This window comes from Carboxydocella sp. ULO1, from assembly GCF_002049255.1.
Lineage (GTDB): Bacteria > Bacillota.
On sequence record NZ_BDLQ01000102.1, the window covers coordinates 1 to 1,325 of the forward strand.

The 1,325-nt window shown below is 41.1% G+C and carries 2 protein-coding genes; both read left to right on the forward strand.

All coding sequences use genetic code 11. The annotated features are described in order from the left end of the window. Nucleotides 1-641: helix-turn-helix domain-containing protein (locus tag ULO1_RS12070; protein WP_207651129.1), on the forward strand; the 641-nt coding region annotated here is incomplete at its 5' end. Then, nucleotides 634-1,325, forward strand: a 692-nt coding sequence (gene bet / locus ULO1_RS12075; protein ID WP_079933668.1) for a phage recombination protein Bet, incomplete at its 3' end; no start/stop codon positions are given. The genes ULO1_RS12070 and bet, both read left to right, overlap by 8 nt.

Here is a 1,325-nt window from a genome sequence, read left to right on the forward strand (position 1 = left end):
ACCAGAAAAAGAAAAAGCCGACTAGAAAGCACGGCTTAAGAAAATACCTCAACTTAATTATATCAGAATCAACAGAGAGGCACAAGGTGCCATACAGAGGGCTAACTGTCTGGAAGAAAGGGGCAAAGCAAATGACAAGAAAGGAATACAAACTTGCTTGGCAGCGTAAAAAGCGCAGGGAATTTAAAGAAAAGCATGGTTATTCATTAAGCAGGCATTACGATAATCAAGGTCTAAGAGATGCGGTTTTGCAGAGGGATAATTATCGTTGTGTTGAGTGTGGAATGACAGCAGAAGAACACTTAAAGAAGTGGGGCAGACCAATCACAATTCACCACAAAAACAAAAATCATAAGGATAACCGATTAGAAAATATGGAAACTCTTTGTTTGTCCTGTCATGGCAGAAAAGATATATCCCCGCACTTAATTGAGCCAAAAGTCCCGAATTACAAGAAAGAAATTATATGGTTAAGAGCTTTTGGCTTTACTATTGAAGACATTGCAGATTATTTTAATTTTTCTGCTGCGGCGGTTTGGAAGTGGCTAAAAAGATGGGAGCCGGAAGTAGAAGCAATGCGGTTAATGATGCCTGAAGCAATTAAAAGATTGGAACATAAGGCGGTGATAAACAATGAATGATAAATCAAAAGCTTTAGCTGTTATCGAATATGAAACTGATGCTGGTGCGATAAAACTTTCACCTGAGACGGTCAAGAGGTATTTAGTAAACGGCGAAGCAGATAAAATAACGGACCAGGAAGTAATGATGTTTTTAGCGCTTTGTAAGTATCAAAAGCTTAATCCTTTCCTTAGAGAAGCATATTTAATTAAATACGGTAATGAACCAGCCACGATTGTTACCGGAAAAGAAACCTTTACAAAACGAGCTGCCAAAAACGAGCTATGCACCGGCTGGCAAGCAGGAATAATCGTTCAAAAGAAAGACGGAAATATAGACTATCGGAACGGGACGCTGGTATTACCCAATGAAGAACTTGTCGGTGGTTGGGCAAGAGTGAGCCGAAAAGATTGGAAGGAACCATTAGAGATAACGGTCTCACTAAAAGAATACGAACGCAGAAAAAAAGATGGGACACCAATGCGGAACTGGAAAGAGATGCCAGCTACAATGATTAGGAAGGTTGCCCTGGTGCAAGCTTTAAGGGAAGCATTCCCAGAAACATTCCAGGGAATGTATTCGCCGGAGGAAATGCCGATTGATGACTCGCAACTGCCGACTAAAACGATAGACGTTGATCATGTCGAGCAAAACAGCAGGGTAGCAACTGACCAGTCCGGCAAAATTACGACCCAGCAGGCAAA